The organism is uncultured Phascolarctobacterium sp., from assembly GCF_902463975.1.
Classification (GTDB): domain Bacteria; phylum Bacillota; class Negativicutes; order Acidaminococcales; family Acidaminococcaceae; genus Phascolarctobacterium_A.
In genome coordinates, this window is the sequence record NZ_CABQHJ010000001.1 from 18,989 (window position 1) to 39,359 (window position 20,371).

Genomic DNA, 20,371 nt, shown 5'->3' on the forward strand with positions numbered 1-20,371 from the left:
AAAAATCCCCTTGACAAATCAATGGCAAGGGGATAATACTGTATAAACTTATATTATTTCAGATACGGAAGCAGCTTTTCTATTAGGCGATATACTTCTGTTCCGGGCGTTGATTGAGAAGCCTTCTTGCCTTTATTGATATTGGCAAGCTTCTTGGCATTGCTAATAGCCTGCTCCATATAAGGTTCCAAAAGCTGGTACATATCAGATCTGTTTTTCTTATATTCACTTGTGTTTAATTTAGCCAGGCATGAACTGAGCTTTGCCCAATATTCCTGACGATGTAAATTTGAGTGAATAAACGAGAAATGCAGCAGGAACCATAGTTCAATGCATTGATTTGACCAAAGCGCGTGATAAGTAGTTTCTTCGTTACTATAAGTATGGCAAAGGTCGACAACCTTATCAATGTTTTGCGCAGGAAAATCGTCAGTATCATAGATAATCCATACGTGCTTATAGATATTGGAGCTTTTGGCAACTTTTTGCTTTACTTTCTGTAAAAGGTTGAGAGTATTATCACCTACACCGATGATATCTAACTGCACTCTGCCACGATATTTGCTGTTGATAGTGTTTTTGACACCTTGGAAGTAAGCCGGCTCTGTGCTTATACCTTCGGTAGTTATAAGATGATACTCAGGTTGAATCTTTTTAGGTGTGTCACGTCTGGGCTTAAGCCAGGATTTCTTCAAGTCGCCTTTTTTCGGAGGTTTTAAGCTCATTGCCATTCACCATCCTTCAGCATATTCTGCAAGTATGGGTCTGCACCGTAACGTCCTTCAAGATACTGCTTATCATAAGCTGCAGTATTGTTGATACGCTCGTTGTTTTCTTTGCGGATCTCATAAAGTGAGTACAGCTCACTGCTGTGGTTATCTCCTTCAGCGGCAAACCAAATCTCATCACGGCGGTAAACAGTGTTTTTCATAGTTGCTATATCGTGAGAGGTGAAGATTAATTGCGCTCCATGCGTATTTAGCTTAGGATTTTTAAACAGAGCTATAATGTAACGCAGCAGCTTCGGATGAAGCTTGGCATCTAATTCGTCAATAACTGCTAGCCGGCCTTCTGCTAAAGCCATCAGTAGTATTGGCAATGCAGCAATGAGCTTTTTAGTACCATCGGATTCATCTTTATAGGATAACTCGTAGGTTTTTCCATGCAGCGTCCTTTGCATGATAAGTTGCTTACTATCGTTGTCGTAGCGATAGCCGTTGATATCAATACCCATATCATTTAAAGCACTGATAATTTGCCGGCGTATGGTTTTGTTATCAGACAGCATTATCTGTAATTCAGCTTCAGGATTAGCATAGCTGCGGATAATGCAGCTTTCAAACCATTTTTGAGCGTCATTGATGGCAGGAATATCATAGTTGATTGCTAAGAACGATAAGTAGGGCATCTTTGGATTTACATCTCTATTTATTGATGCTTTATTTATACTGGAGCCTAAAGTAATAACTTTTTCTTCACGGTCAAAAACATGGGCAGTGCGTTTGCCGCCTATTTTTTTTCTGTCCAGTGCTTCGGCCATGATTTCATCATGAAGCATAGAAAGGTAATAGCGATACTCATAGCCATTGGTACGGAAGTAAAGCAGGAATTCTGTAGGCTCACTAGAGGTTTTTTCATCAAACAGGAAGGGCGTGCAAGATACTTTTTGCTGTACTATAAGCTTAGTACGAGTTTTTTCCATATCGTAGATGGGTTTTACCACGGTGGAGATAAGGCAGGTTAAAGCCTGCAGCATATTTGTTTTACCGCCGCCGTTAGGTCCATAGATAGCTGCTACAGGTAAAAGATTACTCGCTGGCTTGCAGTAAATAATATTTTCGGCAAACTCAGGCAGATTAGCTGCCTGCATATCAAAAACTGTTTCATCTTTATATGATTTGAAATTTTTAAATGAAAATTGACAGAGCATGAAATCAACTCCTTTCATGCTCATTGTAACATTAAAAACGCCAAAAATCAATTTTATAAGCCTGTTTAGAAAATATTTTACTGAAAACGGCATATAAAATTTCAAATTTGCTTTTTTACCTGCTACTAGAAGTGCGTTTAGGCGTTTTTCACCCAAAGTCTAAACTATTTGCATTGTTTAATATTCTATCATTTTCCCTAACAAACATCATACGCGTACATTATTCTACTATACAACTACATTTAAAGCATAAAATAAGGAGCAGCTTGGCCGCTCCTCAATCATTCTTCATCCTTCTTTATCCTGCGCTGCAGCAAAACAAGACGCAACGACAAAACAACAGCACTGCAGATTACACCGATATCCAGGCTCTGCCAATAAGCAAAGGCACCATTATCGAACTTGTAATCCAAAAGCAGGCCCACCGGCAGGCAGATTGCCCAATAGGCCAGCATGCTGCACCAAAACGTAGCATTAACGTCCTTGTAGCCACGTAAAATACCCTGAATCGGCGCCGCTATTGCGTCGCCTCCCTGCCACATAATAGCGTAGATAATAAACACCTTCACCAGCTCAATAACGTGCGGATTCGTTGTATAAATGAGCGCAATATACTCGCGTGCCACCAGCTCCAGCGCCATATAAACCATAGCGATAAAAAGGCTCATCTCCAAGCCCAGCGCCGTATAATCACGCGCTCCCTGATAGTTTTTCGCACCATATTCAACGCCCACCACGATCGTCAGCGCCAGCGAGAAGCTCATGGGGAACATATAAATTAGCGAAGAGAAGTTAAGTGCCGCCTGATGCGCAGCAATAACCTCTGTACCGAATTTGGCAATAAACAGCGCCACAACGCCAAAAATGCTTGTTTCCATAAAAATGGCCACGCCCATAGGCACGCCAATGCGCAGATATTCCGCTACCAGCTGCTTAGCAGGACGCACAAAGCCAAGCACATCATACTGCTTGAACGGTTGCAGCTTCGACACCACCACCGCGAACATCACCAAAAGCAGCCAAAAGGTGATTCCCGTTGCAACGCCGGCGCCAATGCCGCCCAGGCGCGGTAAGCCCAGCTTGCCGAAAATCAGCACATAGTTCAGGCAAGCATTCACCGGCAGCGCCAAAAGATAAATCTTCATTGAAAGCTTAGTATAACCCAAAGTATCTACAAGACTGCGCAGCGGCGTGATGAGAAAGAACGGCAAGACACCTATGCCCAAGCCGGCCATATACCAAAGCGCGATGTGATAAACCTCCGGTGCCAGGCCCATGCCCTGCAAAAACGACGGCAGAAAGATAACACCGCCGACAATTATCAGCACGGAAAAGGCTACGGCCAACAGCATGCCATGTCGTACTACTGTAGAGATTTTTTCTTTTTCACCTGCACCCAAAAGGTTGGCAATCAACGGCATCGCCGCCAGCAAAATGCCTGCAAAGCAAGTCTGCACCGGCATCCAGATATTACCGCCAATCGCAGCGCCGGCCAAATCAGCATCGCCAGCCTGACCGGACATACTGGCATCAAAAAAGTTCATGCCCATAATCGCAATCTGCGTGCCGATAATCGGCAGCATCACGCTCAGCAGACGCTTAATCTTGTCCTTATAATCCTTGTGTAAAATTTTTAGCATATCCTTACTCCCATTTTCCCTAATATAACAAAAGCCACACGGCTGCAAACACAGTCGTGTGGCGAAAAGATGACTATTGAATCAGAAAAAATCCACAACAATTTTTCAAATTTCATTTTAACAATAAGCAGCCTGCTTGTCAAGCTCAGTCTTCTGCTTCTGCCAATTCGGAAAGATATGCCCAGCGGTCCACCATCTCCTCCAGCTTTTGCTGCACTGCCTCCTGCTGCTTCGTTAAATCAGCCAGACGGGTAAAGTCACTGCCGCATTGGTTGATTTCCGCACCCAGCATTTTCAGCTCTGCCTCGCTGCGTGCAATCTCCTGGTCAAGACGCTCCAGCTCCAGGCGCTCGCCATAAGTCATTTTCTTCTTCGCAGGCTCTTCGGCAGGCTTTGCTGCAGCCACCGGCTTAGCCTTTGCAGGCTGCGCCTGCTGTGCGCTTTCCTCCTGCAGAGCTTCTGCATAATCGCTGTAGCCGCCGATATAAGGCTTAATGCTGCCATCCTGCTCCAATGCGAAAATCTTTTGCGCAAAGCGGTCGAGGAAGTAACGGTCATGGGACACGGCGATAACCGCACCGGCAAAGCTGTCGAGATAATCCTCCAAAACAGAAAGCGTAGGGATATCCAGATCATTCGTCGGTTCGTCCAAAAGCAGTACGTTCGGTGCCGTCATCAGCACGCGCAACAGATACAGACGGCGTTTTTCACCGCCACTGAGCTTGGACACCGGCACCCATTGCAGCTCCGGCGGGAAGAGGAAGCGTTCCAGCATCTGCGCCGCACTTATACGCTGACCGTCGGCCGTTTCAATATAATTATTCGCTTCCTTAATATATTCCAGTACACGCATATTGCTGTCCGGAAACTCGCTGTGCTGTGCAAAATAACCAATCTTCACAGTCTGGCCCACGCGCATTTCGCCGCTCGTAGGCTGCAGCTTACCGGCGATAATATCCATCAGCGTTGATTTGCCTGCGCCGTTAGGACCGACGATACCGATGCGGTCGTTACGCAGCAAGATATAGCTGAAATCCTTGATATAATCCTTGCCGTCCCACACCATGCCGATATCTTCCAGCTCAATAATAGTTTTGCCAAGACGACTGCTAACGGAGGACATCTCCAGATTCGCTTCCGTCTTGACGTTCTTTACTTCCGCTTCAATCTGAGCAAAGCGCTCCACGCGGTCCTTCTTTTTGGTACGACGTGCTTCCGCGCCACGACTGATCCATGCCAGCTCACGACGATAGATGTTGCGCAGCTTTTGCGCAGCAGAGGCCTCCGCAATACGGCGTTCCTCACGCTTTTGCAAAAACAGGCTGTAGTTACCGACATAAACATAGCCCTTGCCTCCATCTATCTCCAAAGTGCGGTTAACTACACGGTCAAAGAAATAACGGTCATGGGTTACCATCAGCAAAGCGCCCTTGCGCGCCAACAGCTTTTGCTCCAGCCAGGCAACAGTAGCGTTATCCATATGGTTGGTAGGCTCGTCTAAAATCAGCAGATCCGACGGACGCACCAGCACGCCTGCCAAGGCCACACGCTTGCGCTGGCCGCCGCTCAGCTCGCCCATCTGCTGCTGCAGATTAGTGATACCAAGCTGCGTAAGCACAGCCTTCGCTTCGCTTTCCAACTGCCAGGCGTATTTATCATCCATCTGCTGCTGCAAATCAAGCAAATGCTTCTGCAGCTTTTTTTTATCAGGCTCCGCTGCAGACTGCTCCACCGCAGTTTCGTAATCGCGCAACAGCACCATCAGTGGGGAATCACCTTTAAAAACCTGCTCCAATACAGTTGCATCTGCCTCAAACGGCGGGTCCTGCGGCAGATATTCCATCACTACGCCGCCTGGAATCGTCAGCTTGCCGTCACCGGCCTCATGACTGGCAATCATGCGCAGCAAGGTACTTTTACCAGTGCCATTGACACCGATAATACCATACTTGTCGCCCTCTTCTACGTTAAAGGTAATATTTTCAAACAACAATCTGTCGCCATAGCTGTACGACAAATCCTCTGCACTTAAAATCATTTTACTTATCTCCCTGTAAAAAATTTACACTCTAAAATTATAACACGCCTGCGGATAAAAGTAAAAAGGACGAACCGCCAAGGCCCGTCCTTCGTATTGCTATTTCACTGTTACCTGTAAATTTTTGTTTTCCTCCGCTGCGTCCTGCAATACCTGCAGCAGCTGCTCGCCATACCAGCCCAGCTTTTCATTATCCGTAACGTTGGCAGGCACAATGATCTGCGTCGGCTCGGCAATTTCTGTCAGGCAATCATACAACGCGTCTAAATTGGCACCATAGTACACAGGTAATGCCAGCGCGCTGCGCAGATATTTATGCAGCGCAGACACAGATGTCATGCGCTCAAGGTCTAATGTGATTGTTCTCATAATAATCTCCTTATTTTCCGTAAAGCTTGCTGAAGGACTTGTAGTGATCACCGGTATAGTAAATCAGACCATCGTTGGAAAAGACAATTCGCTTCGCGTTACGATTGCCTTTCACATAATCAATGTCGCATTCCTTCCAGTTGCGGCCGTTTTTCTTAGGCAGCTTGCCTTCGTAATTGCCGTAGCGGTCGCCGCCGATGGATTTACCCGGCGCAACCTTGTCGAGTGTGCCTTTTGTCTGCCAGCCCAGCTTTTTGGCTTCGTTTTTCGTAATATAGTTGTGCGGCAGACGCTTATATTCGTTGATATAGGCAGCAACGTGCTCCTTATCGGTGTAGGCAGCGCTTTCGCTGATTTTGATTTTGCCGCTGTTGGCCTTGACGTTGGCCGCAGTGTTCTGGCCATTGTTGCTCTTGGTTGTATTAACAGTTGTTGTCTGGGTTGTCTGTTTATCGTTGGTCTTAGGGCTATTACTGCCGCAGCCGGCAATTATGCTGACGCTAAGCAGCATCGCCAGGAAGAACGCTAAAAGTTTTTGCATAAGGATGCTCCTTTCTTAAAAACCACCATCATTATAAGCTCTTGCGATTACATACGAAGGCTCATAATAGGCGCTGGCATTATAATTATCAATCACTTCGCAAATAGGATTATTATATACCCGCCGCATGCCCTGAACGTAATCTTCATCAGGCTGCAATGTAGCAAGAATAAGACGCGTATATACCTTGCCCATCGCAGTAGCCGCCGGAATCTGCTCGCATAAATTCTTATCAACCGCAGTGATATCAAAAGTACCCTGCTGCAGGTTATACTCTGTAATCCAATCAGCTTCAACCTGCATGGGATTAACGCTGTGCAGCACGTTAGCCACGCTGATTAAATGACGCAGCTCAGCCTCTCCTATGGTATTAACTACATAAGCGTTATGTTGCTTTAGCTTACGGGCCACACGCTCCACCATATAACACATAAAGTACAAATCATTTTTTGTTATTTCTTCGTCAGGAAAGTAAAGGTTTGTCATAATGCATAACTCCTTACAAACTGCAGCGTTGCCAGAGCACGCTCTGTGCAATAAACAATCTGGTGAGTGGGATATTTAAATTTTACCAACACCCAAAAGGCTTCTTTGGTAATACTGCCATCTACGTAGCTTTCAATATAATCCCAAATCGTATCATCCGCCATTGGCCCTTCCACAATATCATAATGGTGTTCAATGCCACGCCTGCAGGCAACAACAAATTCCAGCCATTCATCAGTCATAGTAGTAAATTTTAGGATATTCAGTGTGCTGTCAGGTTCATAGCTATAGATATTCACTACATGCTTATTACGCTTAGTCAAAGCCCAACGCTGCGCTTGTTTTTCTAAATTGGTACAATAAAAGCCGTAGCCAAAATCTTTATAAAAGCCATTAGTTAATACTTGAGGATTTTTTACAATGACGTTACTGCCATGGTAAAGGGTAAGCATATCTGCCACGCTAAAACCTCCTTATTCTATACTTTCACTTAGCATATAAATCAATTATAAACGCTCAGAATTATCATTGCTTTCTTCTCATTATATCATATACAAAAAATCGGCGCACCATATCATGATACGCCGCACAACCAAAAGTTCACAAGTAATTCCTTGAAAAAAACTATGCTTTATGTTATATTATAGATAAAGAAGACAACCGCCCACAAGGTGGGTTGCCGCTTAAATTAGGTTTGAAAAACCGCCTTGTAGCTGCAAATTACAGAGGCGGTTTTTCTATGTCTAGACTATCTGCTGTACTGAAAGATAAAAGTCAGCAATGCCAGAATGAACATGCCAAAAGCCATCAGGTCTTTGAAATCATAGTTCCTCATAGACATCACCTCGATTCTCTTAGAGAATTTCGGCAATGCCACCCCGTAAACGGTTGTCTTAAAACATATTTTAACATATAAAACAAAACATACAACGAACAAACTGTGAAGTTTGCCGTTGTATGTTTTTTATTTCTCTTCTGTTTTTACCTTACATCTCTGCCATGAGTATAAACCGGCAGCAACTTCGGCGACAGCTCGCCCTGCACGCCAGCAGCCTTTTCTTCCTCAGCGTAGCGACGTACATGCTCCAGGCTCAGCTTGCCCAGCTTGACGCTCTTCGCTGCTTCGGCAGCCTTAGTACCAGCAATGCGGCCAAAGACGATGATATCTAGCAGGCTGTTGCCCATCAAACGGTTAGTACCGTGAATGCCGCCAACAGCTTCACCGGCAACAAACAATCCCGGCAGCTTAGTTTCCGCATCCTTGTCAATAAGAATACCGCCGTTTTGGTAATGCAGCGTCGGATAAATCAAAATCGGTTCCTTGCGCAGGTCAATGCCGAACTTAGCATACATGCGCAGCATACCCGGAATGCGTTTGGCAATCGTGCCTTCGCCGTGCAGCATTTCAATCAGCGGTGTGTCGAGCCACAGCGCCACGCCGTCGAGCGCCTTCACGCCCTTGCCGCGGGCAGTACACTCACGAATAATAGACGCAGCCGCCACATCACGGGTTTCCAGCGGATGCATAAAGATTTCGCCTTCGCTGTTTACGAGCTGCGCACCAATCGAGCGCACCTTTTCGGTAACCAGCGCACCATAAATCTGCGCCGGATAAGCAACACCCGTCGGATGATATTGAATAGCATCCGCATAAATCAGCGGCGCACCGGCACGGTATGCCATAACAAGGCCGTCAGCAGTTGCACCGTAATGATTAGATGTCGGGAAACCCTGATAATGCAAGCGTCCTGCACCACCGGTTGCCATGATTACGCATTTTGCGCGTACAACCTTGTACTCCTGCGCGTCAAAATCCCACAGCACCGCACCGGCAGTTTTGCCCTCTTCGTCGAGCAGCAGCTCGACTGCGGGTGAAAACTCCAGCACAGGAATACGGCGGTTCTGCACCTCGTCACGCAGCACACGCATGATTTCAGCACCGGTGTAATCGGCGCAAGCATGCATACGCTTACGGCTCGTGCCGCCGCCATGCGTCGTCACCATAGTGCCGTCCTGTTCCTTGTCAAACATTACGCCCAGCTTGCTCAGCCAGTCAATCGCCAACGGTCCGTTGGTTACCAGTTCTTCCAACAGCTCGGGAATATTTTTGTAGTGACCGCCGCCAAAGGCATCCAGATAATGCTGCGCCGGGGAATCGTTGCCCTTATCCGCAGCCTGAATACCACCTTCGGCCATCATGGTGTTGGCATCGCCCATACGCAGCTTGGTAACTACGAGGACGTTTGCACCGCCGTTATGTGCTTCCAACGCAGCGGAAGCACCGGCGCCGCCGCCACCGATAACCAGAACATCAACGTCATAGTCCACTTTTTCCAAATCAAGCTCCACATCCTGCAGACGGCTTTTGCCCTCCAGCAGCTGTGCCAATTCTACCGGCACCTTCTGTCCCTTGTTGGGACCAACCTCCAAAACCTTGAAGCCCTTTGAGCTGTAGTCCGGATGGAACTCCTTCAGCAGCTCTTCCTTTTCATCTGCCGTAAAGCGTTCGATAGAAGCGTGCAGACGTTGGGCACGGGTAGCTTCAACCTTAGCCATAGATTTTAACATATCTTCAGTAAATGCACTCACCTTGCCGCACCTCCTTATTTTTCAATCTCACGCTTGTTATACAGGTCTTTGATTTCGTCCAAAGGCATATTTTTCAGCTTTTCCAGCAGCGTTACATAATCGCCGTTTTCAATTTCGGCAACACGTTTAGCCAGATGCTCGCACTTCGGCGCAATATATTTGCCCGTCAGGCGACGGCACAGCAGGCCGACAGCGCTGTGGCTGATTTGCGCCGGGCAGCGGGATGCGCAGATATTGCAGCCAACGCAGTCAAAGGAAGCATGTGCTGCCTTCTCATATTCGCCGCGCTGAGCGTAAGCAATATACTGCATAACATTCAGGCCCTGCGGACAGCCCTTCGTGCAGGCATTGCAGCCGATGCAGCTGAAAATTTCCGGATACAGTTGACCGACAATATTATCGCTTGCCTTAATCTCTTCGATATTAAAGGTGCGCTTGTTAATCGGGAAGGAATCAATCTTGCCAACGCACATGCCTTCCTCAACCTTCGTCTGGCAGGAAAGCACAACCTTCAGCTCCGTACTGCCCTTCAGGCGATAAATTACTGCACAGGCTCCGCAAAAGCCGCTGCGGCAGCCGCAGCCGCGCACCAGCTTAAAGCCTGCATATTCCATGGCATCCATAATGGTCAGGGTTGCCGGGACACTGTACTTTTTGCCCAGCAGGTAAACAGTTACCATTTCTTCCATATTTTTGCTCCTTATATTTTCTTCTCCAAAAAATGTATTTCAGAATTACAACGCTAAAATCCGCTATAAACGAAATAGTTTCATTACGAGCCATTAATATATCGTGGATTGCTTCTGATAGAAACGATATATTTATGGTGACGCCCCCTTCCGCCTCGCTACGCTCGGCACCTTCCCCAAGGGGCAGGCAAGACTAATAGCTTTTTCGTTAAACTTCATTAGCACATTCTTGGTTCCCCCTCGGGGGAACTGTCGCGCTAGCGACTAAAGGGGGCATGCATAGCAATTTTAGCAAATAAGTGCTTGGAAGCACAGGAACAAGGGTACGTAACTTTCTGTTACCATCTGACAAATTTTACCGAAGTTCCGTCTTGCTTCCGCACGAAATTTGCGTTATGCCAAAAGGCATAGGAAAATTGCTTCTGACTGGAACGATATATTTATGGCGAGGCACAAAATTTATTTATGACTGGCAAGAGTGCGTCAGATGCGAGTAAAAGCGACGACGGCGTACTGGAGGTACGTCGAGGAGCTTTTGGGAAGCAGATGGCGTGCTATCGCCGGTCATATCAATATTCGTCCGGCATCTCGTCCAGCTCATCGCAAGTAAATACCGGCCCGTCCTTGCACACATACTTCTTGCCGATATTGCAGCGACCGCACTTGCCCACGCCGCACTTCATGCGCAGCTCCAGCGTCGTATAAACCTGCTTCTTCTCAAAGCCCATCTCAATCAACACCGCCAGGCACAGCTTAATCATAATCGGCGGACCGCACAGCAGCACCGTCTTATCCGGCGTAAACTTCAGGTCCTTCAGGAAGTTCGGCACAAAGCCTACATTGCCCGTCCAGCCCTCCTGCGCACGGTCAATCGTCAGATGCACGCGCGTATTCTTTTGCGACGGCCACACATTCGTCAGCTCATCGTAACGCACAAAATCTTCCTTACTGCGTGCGCCGTAAACAACATCAATACTGCCGTAATCGTCACGCTTATCCAACATATAATTGATGACACTGCGCAGCGGCGCCAAACCGATACCACCGGCAATAAACAGTAAATCCTTGCCCTTCAATTTATCCTCGACAGGAAAATGATTGCCGTAAGGTCCGCGTACCGCTATCTGCTGACCGGGTTCAATATCAAAATGCAAAAAGTTCGTAATCGAGCCGCAGCGTTTAATGCTGAACTCCATATATTTTTCGTTCGTCGGAGAGGAGGTAATGGAAAAAATCGCCTCACCCTTACCGGGAACAGAAAGAATAGCGCATTGTCCCGGCAGATGCTCAAACAGCTTACCACCGCCGATTTTCTCCACGCGGAAGGTTTTTACATCAGCTGTTTCCGTGCAGATATCCATCACCACGCCAATCTGCGGAATCAAGGTATCCTGACAATTACACATCCTGCTTCACCTCCGCTTTTTCCAAGGCCTTGGCAACCTTGACAATATTCAGCTGCACCGGACACTTTTGCAGGCAACGTCCGCAGCCGACGCAAGCATATTCACCCTCATTGTTTTCAGGGAAATATACCAGCTTATGCATATAACGCTGGCGGAAGCGCTCCACCTTCGTCTTACGCGGGCTGCCATGCGCCATCAGCGTAAAATCCTTCGCCATGCAGCTGTCCCAGCAGCGATAGCGTTGCGTGCGCTCTTCCGTCTCCTGATAATCGCGGATATCATAGCAATGACAGGTGGGACACACATAGGTGCAGGTGCAGCAGGACAAGCAGCCTGCAGCCAGCTGCTCCCAGATTTTGCTGTTGAATATCTTCAGCTCATCCTCAGTCAGCTCGTCATTTACCTCGAAATCATGCAAAGGCAGTACACTCAAAATTTTCTGCGTCTGCTCCTTTTGTTCGCCGACTGCTTTTGCAGAAGCAGCTTCCGCCTCAGCCAGCACACCGCCATCAACAAGCTGCGCTGTCAGCTCCTCGCCCTTGGCAGTCACAGCCTGCCAGCAAAGCTCCTCGCCTGCCAGCCAGGTCTGCACATCCGTCTCCGGAGCGCCTGCGTCAATGCCAAAGGCATGGCAGAAGCAAGTTTCTTCGGGAGCACTGCAGCCTAAGCCGATAAGCACACATTGCTCGCGTCTTGTTTTGTAATATGTATCAACAGGCGCTTTCAAAAACACCTTATCCAAAATTTTAAAGCTGCGCGCATCGCAGGCACGCACGCCCATGACGATAGTCACGCCGGCAGGCGGAATATTTTGCTCTAGCGCCAGCTCCTTGCCGCTCGTCTTAAAGGTCAGCAGATTTTCTACCTGCGGAAAGAAAACATCCTTCACGCTACGGTTTGTCAGCGGCGCATCCAGTGCAACCTCCGCATCCTCGCGATACGGTGCAAAGTCCACATGACCGCTCTTGTTCTTGCAGGGCAGCAGTAGCGTACCGATATTTTGTAAGGCTGCATATAACTTCGGCAGCTTCTCCTTTGCTATCTTATACATGCTGCTCCCTCCCTTCTACCGCACTGTTGGCCTCGGGATCATTCTGCTTAAAGCTTACCTGCGGTGCAGGTGTTTCACTGTCCGCACCGGCCTGATACTGGCCGAAGAAGCTGTTGATATCCTTCATAAACTTCATATTCAGCAGCTCCAGATGAATTCCCTGCGGACAAACGCGCGCACATTCACCGCAGCCGGTGCAGCGACCCGCAACGTGGAAGGCACGGATGATATGATACATCTGCTCTTCAACATCGTCGGCATACGCCTTCCCTGCTACCGGAGTATCTGGCTTATCAAAAATGCATTGCTCACAGCTGCACGCCGGGCAGATATCACGGCAGGCATTGCAGCGGATGCACTTGGAAAGCTCGCTTTGCCAAAAGGAGAAGCGCTCCTCGGGGTTCATCGCTTCAATCTCCTTGACCTTAGCGAATTTATCGCCGGTGAACTGCGGTACAGGCAGCGGCTCGGCCAGCTCCTCGTCCGCAATTTTATAAGCTGCGCCCTTGCACATCAGACATTTGTTCAGCAGCACGTCAGCCTTTGCCAGACGCTTTTCGCCATAGGCAGTGTTGACAACAACCTCGTCACCGTCCACGCTCACGCTGATGATGCCCTTAACGCCGGCAGCCTTAATCTTGTTGATATCCAGCATCCCGCTGCAGGGAGTGCCGATGGCGTAAACAAGCTCACGCTTAATACGGTTATCCTTCAGCAGCTGGTTTACTCCGTATGTATCACAGGGCTTTAAGAAAACTGCTGTCTTCTTTCCTGCATGGCTTGTTTCGATTAAATATTTGCAGAGATTGGCAGGGCAGAACTCGTTATAGACAAGCTTGTCGCATTCGTCCGCACTGCTTACGGCTGCAGGTGTGTTATCGTAAAAGAATTCGCCTGCCTGCCATGCCAGCACACGCTCTACTGTGCCCTCTGCCAACAGCTCAGCTGCACGCTTCTGCAGCAGCTTTTCTATTTTTTGCATCGCAAATCCCTCAACTTTACATTCTCACCCAATGCCGCAATATGCTCGGCAAAATCGTTCATCACCTGTGCAAAGCGTGCGCCCTCGGCCGCACTAACCCATTCCACACGGAAGCGTTCACCAGCCACTCCCAGATAATCAAGCATACTGAGCAGCAGCGTCATACGACGACGCGCATAATAGTTGCCGGTAGAATAATGGCAGTCACCGGGGTGACAGCCGCACATGATTACACCGTCCGCGCCACGCTGAAAAGCGCGCAGGATAAAGAGCGGATTCACTCTGCAGGAGCAGGGAACCTTGATGATTTTGATATTAGCAGGATAATGCTTGCGAGCCGTTCCGGCGCCGTCAGCACCGGCATAGCTGCACCAGTTGCAGCAGAAGGCCACGATTTTCGGTTCAAAATTTTTCTTCTCTAGCATAATGCATCCACCTCTGCCAGAATTTGTTGATTAGTAAAGCCCTGCAAATCCATAGCACCGCAGGGGCAGGCTACCGTGCAGGCACCGCAGCCCTGGCACAGCGCATTGTTTACCACAGCAACGGTGCGTGTTTCGCGCACGCCCAGCTTAGTGATAACCTGCTTGCTCTCGCCAGTAATCGCACCATAGGGGCAGACATGCGTGCAAGCCAGACAGCCGCTGCAAATGCTTGTATCGCACTGCGCAGTGCAGGGGTTCGTCAGCAGCTTATCCTTCGCCAGCAGGCCGACCACCTTAACAGCCGCTGCACCGGCCTGTGAAACAGTTTCCGGAATATCCTTCGGTCCCTGGCACATACCGCTCAGGAAAATGCCTGCTGTCGGACTTTCAACCGGACGCAGCTTCGGATGCGCCTCTACGTAAAAGTCATCGTTGTCAATGCTGGCAGTCAGCATCGTCGCCAGCTTGCGCGCATCGGGAGAAGGCTGTACAGCCGTTGCCAGCACTACTAAATCAGGATTCAGCATCAGCTTGCGGCCGCTGTTCAAATCGCTGGCAAAAACCGTCAGCTTGCCATCGCCGTCAACAACAACCTTGCCTACCTGACCGCGTACATAATGCACACCGTACTCCTCCACTGCACGGCGTTGGAACTCGTCAAAGCCCTTGCCCGGAGTACGTACATCTATATAAAATACAGTTACATCCACATCAGGATATTTTTCGCGGATATACATCGCATGCTTGGCATTATACATGCAGCAGATTTTGCTGCAGTAGCTCTTGCCGCGACCGCTCACATCACGCGAGCCTACGCAGGAAACGATAATAACCTTCTTCGGCTCCTTGCCGGTAGACGGACAAACAAGATGTCCTTCGGTCGGACCAGCCGCATTCGTCAGACGCTCCAGCTCCAGTGAGGTGATAACATCCTTGCTGGCACCGTAGCCATATTCGCCAAACTTATCGAGAGAAATCGTTTTAAAGCCTGTTGCCAATACAATTGCACCGTATTTTTCCGTGATCAGCTCATCGGTCTGCGTATAATCAATTGCTCCTGCCGGACAAACCTTGGAGCAGATACCGCATTTACCTGTCTTGAACTTGATGCAGGCCTCACGGTCGATAACAGGCACCTTAGGAATGGCCTGCGCAAAGGGAATATAGATTGCGCCGCGATTCTTCAGTCCCATATCGAATTCACTCGGAGTTTTGCGGGACGAACATTTTTCGGTACAGATGCCGCAGCCGCTGCACATATCAGCCTTCACGCTGCGTGCCTTTTTGCGGATGGTCACATCGAAATTACCCACGAAACCGCTTACGCTTTCTACCTCGCTATAGGTATAGAGCGTAATATTTTCATGGTTTGCTGCATCCACCATCTTCGGTGTCAGGATGCAGGCAGAGCAGTCGAGTGTTGGGAAGGTTTTGTCAAGCTGCGCCATACGGCCGCCGATTGTCGGCTCCTTCTCCACAATGTCTACCTTGTAGCCTGCCTCGGCAATATCCAGCGCCGTCTGAATACCGGCAATACCGCCGCCGATAACCAGTGCGCGCTTCACCACCTGGCTTTCACTAGGCTTCAGCGCTCCGTTAAAGCGCACCTTGGCAATTGCTGCCTTGGCTAATTTAATCGCCTTCGCTGTCGCTTCGGCCTTATCCTTCAGCACCCAGGAGCACTGCTCACGGATGTTGGCAATCTCCACCATGTAGGGATTGATGCCAACTCCCTCCGCACATTTGCGGAAGGTTGCCTCATGCATACGCGGCGAGCAGCTGCAGACAACAAGTCTGTCCAGCTTATAATCAGCCACAGCCTTGCGAATAAGCTCCTGGCCCTGCTCGGAGCACATATATTTATAATCGATGGCATAAGCAACGTCCGGAATTTGGCGCACTGCCTCTACCACCTGGGCAACATCTACCGTGCCGGCGATGTTGCTGCCACACCAACAAACAAAAACACCAATCTTTTGCACGTAGCTTCCCCCTATTTATTGTATTTTCTAAAGGCTGCAACCAAAAGCTGCTGCGGCATATCGCTAGGATAATGCTCCACGCTTTCGGCAGGCAGCTTATTTTTGCCCTGCTGACGAATCTGCAGCAGGCGCAACGCCTCCATAACGCGCGCCGGACTCACGCCACGTGGGCAGCGCTCCTCGCACGCCATGCAGGACAGACATTGCCACGGTGCATCAGCCTCCAGCAGCTCGGATGCATAACCGCTGTTTAAATCCCAAACTACGCGGTGGGGCAGCAAATCCATTTTAGACGCAGCTTCACAGTTCGCACTGCAGCGACCGCACTGCATACAGCGGCTCACGTCGGTAACAGCAAGGCGCAGAATATCCTCTGTCAATTGCTTTTCATCAACAGCCATTATTCCGCACCTCCTTCGCTCTCCGCAACACCAAGCGCTTCAGCAAGAAGCTCCGTAAAGTAGCGTGTCGGCAGGCTGCCTGCGGCACCATTGGCCGTCAGGTTATACGCACACAGCGGGCAGGCAGTAACCAGCTCCTGCGCACCACAGCTTGCAGCATTATTCTTAATTTCGCTGACGAGCTGCTCGCACTGCGCCTTATCCTTCAGCGCCAGATAACCGCCGCAGCATTCGTTGCGCATGCTGTAAATAACAGGCTCCGCACCCAGCGCTTTAATAAAGGCTTCCATAACAGTTGGACTCTCTACGTCATCGAGGGCCAAAACCGCTCCCGGTCTGAGCAGCAAACAGCCATAATAAGCGCCAACCCTGCGTTCCTTCAAAGGATGACTCACCAGCTGCGCCAGCTTTTCCCAACCGATTTCATCACGCAAAACCTCCAGGTAATGCAAAACCCGTGTTTCACCGGCATAAGGCTCTTTCAATTGCAGATAATTATTCACCTTTTGGCGAATCTCCGCATTCGTTGCCATATCATGGTTCACACGTTTGATGACATGGTAGCACGCACTGCACAGCGTCACCAGAACGCCGCCGTTTTCACGCGCTGCCACAAGCGCACGCACCGCACTCAAACGCTCGGCAATAGCATCAGGCGCCATAGGGTAAACCGCGCCGCAGCACTGCCATTCCGGAAGCTCCACCAGCGGAAAGCCCAACACCTCAGCACAGCGTCGTGCTGCCATATCCAGCTGCTTCGCCTTCGTTGACAGCGTACAGCCAGGATAATAATTATAAATCATCGTCTTTCCCTCCTTCGCAAAGGACATAAAACAACCTTGACCAAAAAATTGCTTTATTACGTATCTATTCTACATTAATTCAGAAAATACTGCTAGTAGGAAAAGAAAATTTTCTTGCTTGTCGGCAGTGCGTATCATCAAGGCATTTTATTGGTATAAGCATGTAAACGCGCAAATTATTCACAGCAAAAAAGCACCATCTGCGCTGCAAAAATGCAGTACAAACGATGCTTTATTGATAACATTATTTAGCTTCGCTGTTATACAGCTCAAGCTGCTTTTGCAAATATTCCCTATACGCCGAACGTACATTGTCGGGGCCAGTTATAATTACATCGCCGTCAAAACCTGCCACCCAGCCCAAAAAGCCCTCGTCAGACTGCACATCAACGCTCGTAGAAAAATATTCCTTATCATCCGGGCAGTCGTACATGTTAATCCTATTACCAAACCTTGCCATAATATCAAGGCGGCATTTCTGCCTGCAGTGTAGACTAACCCGCTGCGTCGCACCATAACGCATATTAATATGCTCGCGCAGATAATCACGGATATTTTTGCCAGAATCCGTAAGCATTTTGTAATCTGTGCTATCTGTCAGCTTCTTCGCCGCTTTTCCCTGCACCTGCACATTTACCATACGCGACAGGCGGTAATGACTGAAATTTTTGTACTCACCCGTGCAGCCAATGACATAATAATCATCATTCATTGGCACGAAATAATACGGACTCACAAAATATTCCATTCCCTCATGGCTCAAATCCTTCTGCTGGGGATTGGGCACAAACTTATAGTTATATTGGAAGCTAATCTGCTTTTTATCCCTAATCGCCTCCATAATCTTATCAAAGTTATACTTCGTCTTACTTAGAGCCACATTCAGACTTGCATCACAAATAACAGTCTCCTTCAGGAACTTCCTGTCGGAAGGTGTACCCAACTGAAAAATCTTATTCACGAGCTTTTTCGCATCCTCCGCTGTCAAAAAGCGGGCTGAAGCAACTGCGTCTGCCAACATCTTGAGCTGGTCACACCCGAACGGCTTATTCTCATAATTTAGATACTTGCCATCGTTATGGTTTTCACAGGCTTCCAACTTGTAACCACACGCCTCAATAGTCTGCAAATCGCGCATAATCGACTTGCGGTCCGGCTCATGATCGCACACACCGTCCTCCAGCAGCTTCGCAATAATCTGCGTAATGTTCAGCGGATGCTGCTCATCCGTGTTCTGCATATATTCAAACACGCGCAATAAACGGCATTTGTTAAGATATTTTGCGTTCTGCTCTGCCATGCTATCAACCTCACTTCCAATGAAACGCTCTGCGTAGATACTCTCTATTCTTCATAATATACGTAACTGCTAAGAAAATCAATACTGTCTGTACCTGATTTCCGCCTGCTCTGAATGAATTATCGCCACATACTCGCGTGGATTCACAAACCTGATAATCTCCTCCACTACCTCTTTTGACGCGTGCCCGCTCGTATGCAGCTGCACAGTATTGCAGGCAGCACAGGCCCCAGCCAGCTTCGCATTATAATACTCTGCATCTTTGTCCTTAATATAGCCTGACCATTGGGAGTAAATCACGAGCGGCTGCAGGTCGCTATATTTCGCCGCCAGCCTTTGCAGCTTCTCCGCAGCCTGTGTTCCGCTCAGAAAAATCAGCGCGCCACGTTCACGCAGCTTTTTTTCCTGCAACTCGTAGGCTGTTTTATCCTGTAACGCTTCCTTGTCCAGCAGCAGGCTGTACATTCCCGGCAATCTGACCTGCCTGTCCTGTTGCCAATTATTCAGATAGGCATACAAATCCAGCTTATATTGATAATAACTCTTCACCTGCTCCAGCATATATCTGCTTGCCAGCACAATTTTATGCGCATCCCGTGCAGCACGATAAAAATTGCGAAGGCGGATAAAATTCGTCGACGAACAGATGCAAAAGACCAGCTTATGCTGTGACAGCAACGCACACTCCTGCTGAAAAAGCTCACTTTCCGTCAGCATGCCCTGCTCCTCACGCGTCAAGTTCGTGCCTTCGGTAATCAGAATATCCACAGGCTTAGAACGCAGCCCCAAGCCCAAGACATAATGCAGCAGTAGCTTTTTAAGCTTCTCGCCCATAAAGCCATGCGTGCGGAAATCGCCCATGTGCAAAATACGCTTATCCGGCGTTTCAATCAGAAACATCATCGCCGCCTCTGCCGAATGGTCGATGGTGTAAGGCGTAACTTTAATATCGCCAACCTGCACAGCCTGCTGAGGCCAGAGCACATGATTACGCGTTTTGTCTTCCAAAATCTCAATCTGCTTCTTGTACTGCGCATCGTGCTTCGCCAAAGCGTGGTAAATATTGAGCAGCGCATAGCGGCACATCTGGCTCATGTACAGTGGAATCCCCGGCAGAATTTTATTGAAGCGGCCGATGTGATCTCCATGATAATGCGTGAAGAATACCGCATCGTATTGCGGCTCGCCAGAAGTCAGGCCTTCGACCTCCAGCGCTTCTTTATGCTTGCTGCCAGGCAGATTCTCGCCAAAATCAATGCAAATCTTCGTTGTGTCTGTGCTAATTAAAGTAACGCAGCCGCCAATCTGGTCGGCATGAAGAAATTTTATGTTAGTAGACATCTTTATCGCTCCCCATCTTTTAATCATAAACCTTATCAGGCTCTATTCCCCAAAACCAATATGCATTCATCTTCTTCAAAAATTCTTCTGTCAACGGATAGCCTGCACCCTCGCCTATAACAGCATCTATGCCACAATACGGACACAGCGCAGTTAAGCCAAAATCAACCCATTCTAGCTCTTTGGTGTCAAAAACTTTAAGGCAATGAAAACAGCCACATCTTTTATCATGTTCAATCAGTCTTCTGTTAAACATACAATATTCATGCGCTGCGATATAATCAGGCTCACATTTTTGTTCTGAATCATCATTTATATGAAAATTTATCTTTTGCATTTTATCTCCATCCTTCCTAACAAAAACATTTTAGCAGTTACATCAACTATGCTGTTTTAAA

20 protein-coding genes are annotated in these 20,371 nt (G+C 48.4%); all 20 read right to left on the reverse strand.

The window, feature by feature from the left end; genetic code table 11:
* Window positions 1–53 precede the first annotated feature (53 nt).
* Window positions 54–731, reverse strand: coding sequence for an RloB family protein (locus tag RDW05_RS00090; RefSeq protein ID WP_307977393.1), 678 nt, complete (start codon window positions 729–731; stop codon window positions 54–56).
* Window positions 722–1,930: an ATP/GTP-binding protein gene (locus RDW05_RS00095; protein ID WP_374110988.1), complete on the reverse strand. Its 1,209-nt coding sequence runs from the start codon at window positions 1,928–1,930 to the stop codon at window positions 722–724. Before RDW05_RS00095 ends, RDW05_RS00090 begins: the two co-directional genes overlap by 10 nt.
* 281 nt (window positions 1,931–2,211) lie before the next feature.
* Complete coding sequence (locus tag RDW05_RS00100) at window positions 2,212–3,570, reverse strand: MATE family efflux transporter (RefSeq protein ID WP_307977395.1); 1,359 nt, start codon at window positions 3,568–3,570, stop codon at window positions 2,212–2,214.
* 145 nt (window positions 3,571–3,715) lie between these two features.
* Window positions 3,716–5,608: an ABC-F family ATP-binding cassette domain-containing protein gene (locus RDW05_RS00105; protein ID WP_307977396.1), complete on the reverse strand. Its 1,893-nt coding sequence runs from the start codon at window positions 5,606–5,608 to the stop codon at window positions 3,716–3,718.
* Window positions 5,609–5,707: 99 nt separating this feature from the next.
* Window positions 5,708–5,977 (reverse strand): barstar family protein, encoded by a 270-nt coding sequence (locus tag RDW05_RS00110; protein ID WP_307977397.1) that lies wholly within the window; start codon window positions 5,975–5,977, stop codon window positions 5,708–5,710.
* Between the two features lie 10 nt (window positions 5,978–5,987).
* Window positions 5,988–6,518, reverse strand: a complete 531-nt coding sequence (locus RDW05_RS00115) for a ribonuclease domain-containing protein (RefSeq protein ID WP_304098010.1) — start codon at window positions 6,516–6,518, stop codon at window positions 5,988–5,990.
* A gap of 15 nt (window positions 6,519–6,533) precedes the next feature.
* Complete coding sequence (locus RDW05_RS00120) at window positions 6,534–7,004, reverse strand: hypothetical protein (RefSeq protein ID WP_307977398.1); 471 nt, start codon at window positions 7,002–7,004, stop codon at window positions 6,534–6,536.
* On the reverse strand, window positions 7,001–7,456 hold the full coding sequence (locus RDW05_RS00125; protein ID WP_307977490.1) for a DUF3990 domain-containing protein: 456 nt from the start codon (window positions 7,454–7,456) through the stop codon (window positions 7,001–7,003). The genes RDW05_RS00120 and RDW05_RS00125 overlap by 4 nt, the downstream gene beginning before the upstream one ends.
* Before the next feature lie 529 nt (window positions 7,457–7,985).
* On the reverse strand, window positions 7,986–9,572 hold the full coding sequence (locus tag RDW05_RS00130; RefSeq protein WP_374110989.1) for an FAD-dependent oxidoreductase: 1,587 nt from the start codon (window positions 9,570–9,572) through the stop codon (window positions 7,986–7,988).
* A 35-nt stretch (window positions 9,573–9,607) separates the two neighbouring features.
* On the reverse strand, window positions 9,608–10,282 hold the full coding sequence (locus RDW05_RS00135) for a 4Fe-4S dicluster domain-containing protein (protein WP_276706372.1): 675 nt from the start codon (window positions 10,280–10,282) through the stop codon (window positions 9,608–9,610).
* Between the two features lie 569 nt (window positions 10,283–10,851).
* Entirely contained in the window at window positions 10,852–11,688 is an 837-nt protein-coding gene (locus RDW05_RS00140; protein ID WP_307977400.1) for an FAD/NAD(P)-binding protein, read from the reverse strand.
* Complete coding sequence (locus RDW05_RS00145) at window positions 11,681–12,739, reverse strand: 4Fe-4S dicluster domain-containing protein (RefSeq protein ID WP_307977401.1); 1,059 nt, start codon at window positions 12,737–12,739, stop codon at window positions 11,681–11,683. Before RDW05_RS00145 ends, RDW05_RS00140 begins: the two co-directional genes overlap by 8 nt.
* Complete coding sequence (locus RDW05_RS00150; protein WP_307977402.1) at window positions 12,732–13,721, reverse strand: 4Fe-4S dicluster domain-containing protein; 990 nt, start codon at window positions 13,719–13,721, stop codon at window positions 12,732–12,734. Before RDW05_RS00150 ends, RDW05_RS00145 begins: the two co-directional genes overlap by 8 nt.
* Window positions 13,709–14,146 (reverse strand): hydrogenase iron-sulfur subunit, encoded by a 438-nt coding sequence (locus tag RDW05_RS00155; protein ID WP_021719456.1) that lies wholly within the window; start codon window positions 14,144–14,146, stop codon window positions 13,709–13,711. Before RDW05_RS00155 ends, RDW05_RS00150 begins: the two co-directional genes overlap by 13 nt.
* A complete protein-coding gene (locus RDW05_RS00160; protein ID WP_307977403.1) occupies window positions 14,140–16,128 on the reverse strand; it encodes a CoB--CoM heterodisulfide reductase iron-sulfur subunit A family protein in 1,989 nt (662 codons plus the stop codon). Before RDW05_RS00160 ends, RDW05_RS00155 begins: the two co-directional genes overlap by 7 nt.
* A gap of 11 nt (window positions 16,129–16,139) precedes the next feature.
* Entirely contained in the window at window positions 16,140–16,529 is a 390-nt protein-coding gene (locus RDW05_RS00165; RefSeq protein ID WP_307977404.1) for a 4Fe-4S dicluster domain-containing protein, read from the reverse strand.
* Window positions 16,529–17,332, reverse strand: coding sequence for a CoB--CoM heterodisulfide reductase iron-sulfur subunit B family protein (locus RDW05_RS00170; protein WP_304134309.1), 804 nt, complete (start codon window positions 17,330–17,332; stop codon window positions 16,529–16,531). Before RDW05_RS00170 ends, RDW05_RS00165 begins: the two co-directional genes overlap by 1 nt.
* 244 nt (window positions 17,333–17,576) lie before the next feature.
* Window positions 17,577–18,632 carry a WYL domain-containing protein gene (locus RDW05_RS00175; RefSeq protein ID WP_307977405.1) on the reverse strand — a complete coding sequence of 352 codons (1,056 nt, stop codon included), beginning with the start codon at window positions 18,630–18,632 and terminating at the stop codon, window positions 17,577–17,579.
* A 78-nt stretch (window positions 18,633–18,710) separates the two neighbouring features.
* On the reverse strand, window positions 18,711–19,973 hold the full coding sequence (locus RDW05_RS00180) for an MBL fold metallo-hydrolase (RefSeq protein WP_307977406.1): 1,263 nt from the start codon (window positions 19,971–19,973) through the stop codon (window positions 18,711–18,713).
* A 19-nt stretch (window positions 19,974–19,992) separates the two neighbouring features.
* Complete coding sequence (locus RDW05_RS00185) at window positions 19,993–20,310, reverse strand: cytoplasmic protein (RefSeq protein WP_307977407.1); 318 nt, start codon at window positions 20,308–20,310, stop codon at window positions 19,993–19,995.
* Between the last annotated feature and the right edge of the window lie 61 nt (window positions 20,311–20,371).

What these genes read in the sequence shown, in the direction of transcription:
- RDW05_RS00090 (WP_307977393.1), bottom strand. Translation starts at nt 731, where the DNA reads ATGGCAATGAGCTTAAAACCTCCGAAAAAAGGCGACTTGAAGAAATCC.
- RDW05_RS00095 (WP_374110988.1), bottom strand. Translation starts at nt 1,930, where the DNA reads ATGCTCTGTCAATTTTCATTTAAAAATTTCAAATCATATAAAGATGAA.
- RDW05_RS00100 (WP_307977395.1), bottom strand. Translation starts at nt 3,570, where the DNA reads ATGCTAAAAATTTTACACAAGGATTATAAGGACAAGATTAAGCGTCTG.
- RDW05_RS00105 (WP_307977396.1), bottom strand. Translation starts at nt 5,608, where the DNA reads ATGATTTTAAGTGCAGAGGATTTGTCGTACAGCTATGGCGACAGATTG.
- RDW05_RS00110 (WP_307977397.1), bottom strand. Translation starts at nt 5,977, where the DNA reads ATGAGAACAATCACATTAGACCTTGAGCGCATGACATCTGTGTCTGCG.
- RDW05_RS00115 (WP_304098010.1), bottom strand. Translation starts at nt 6,518, where the DNA reads ATGCAAAAACTTTTAGCGTTCTTCCTGGCGATGCTGCTTAGCGTCAGC.
- RDW05_RS00120 (WP_307977398.1), bottom strand. Translation starts at nt 7,004, where the DNA reads ATGACAAACCTTTACTTTCCTGACGAAGAAATAACAAAAAATGATTTG.
- RDW05_RS00125 (WP_307977490.1), bottom strand. Translation starts at nt 7,456, where the DNA reads ATGCTTACCCTTTACCATGGCAGTAACGTCATTGTAAAAAATCCTCAA.
- RDW05_RS00130 (WP_374110989.1), bottom strand. Translation starts at nt 9,572, where the DNA reads ATGTTAAAATCTATGGCTAAGGTTGAAGCTACCCGTGCCCAACGTCTG.
- RDW05_RS00135 (WP_276706372.1), bottom strand. Translation starts at nt 10,282, where the DNA reads ATGGAAGAAATGGTAACTGTTTACCTGCTGGGCAAAAAGTACAGTGTC.
- RDW05_RS00140 (WP_307977400.1), bottom strand. Translation starts at nt 11,688, where the DNA reads ATGTGTAATTGTCAGGATACCTTGATTCCGCAGATTGGCGTGGTGATG.
- RDW05_RS00145 (WP_307977401.1), bottom strand. Translation starts at nt 12,739, where the DNA reads ATGTATAAGATAGCAAAGGAGAAGCTGCCGAAGTTATATGCAGCCTTA.
- RDW05_RS00150 (WP_307977402.1), bottom strand. Translation starts at nt 13,721, where the DNA reads ATGCAAAAAATAGAAAAGCTGCTGCAGAAGCGTGCAGCTGAGCTGTTG.
- RDW05_RS00155 (WP_021719456.1), bottom strand. Translation starts at nt 14,146, where the DNA reads ATGCTAGAGAAGAAAAATTTTGAACCGAAAATCGTGGCCTTCTGCTGC.
- RDW05_RS00165 (WP_307977404.1), bottom strand. Translation starts at nt 16,529, where the DNA reads ATGGCTGTTGATGAAAAGCAATTGACAGAGGATATTCTGCGCCTTGCT.
- RDW05_RS00170 (WP_304134309.1), bottom strand. Translation starts at nt 17,332, where the DNA reads ATGATTTATAATTATTATCCTGGCTGTACGCTGTCAACGAAGGCGAAG.
- RDW05_RS00175 (WP_307977405.1), bottom strand. Translation starts at nt 18,632, where the DNA reads ATGGCAGAGCAGAACGCAAAATATCTTAACAAATGCCGTTTATTGCGC.
- RDW05_RS00180 (WP_307977406.1), bottom strand. Translation starts at nt 19,973, where the DNA reads ATGTCTACTAACATAAAATTTCTTCATGCCGACCAGATTGGCGGCTGC.
- RDW05_RS00185 (WP_307977407.1), bottom strand. Translation starts at nt 20,310, where the DNA reads ATGCAAAAGATAAATTTTCATATAAATGATGATTCAGAACAAAAATGT.